Here is a 209-nt window from a genome sequence, read left to right as displayed (position 1 = left end):
GTTGCATGGCTGTACGATCGGTGATTACAGCTTGATAGGCATCAACGCGGTAGTGTTAAATGGCGCCAAAATTGGGAAGCATTGTTTGATTGGTGCGAATGCATTAATCACAGAAAATATGGAAATCCCTGACGGTTCAATGGTGGTAGGAAGCCCCGCCAAAATTAAACGCACTCTCAGCGACCAGCAAATGAAAATGCTGGAGCTAA

General features: G+C 45.5%; 1 protein-coding gene. It reads left to right on the top strand.

All coding sequences use genetic code 11. The features are described from left to right. On the top strand, positions 1 to 209 hold a 209-nt coding region (locus tag A3739_RS08040), incomplete at both ends, for a gamma carbonic anhydrase family protein (protein ID WP_304440267.1).

It is taken from the genome of Oleiphilus sp. HI0067 (assembly GCF_001635735.1).
This window is presented reverse-complemented; position numbering and strand designations above follow the sequence as displayed.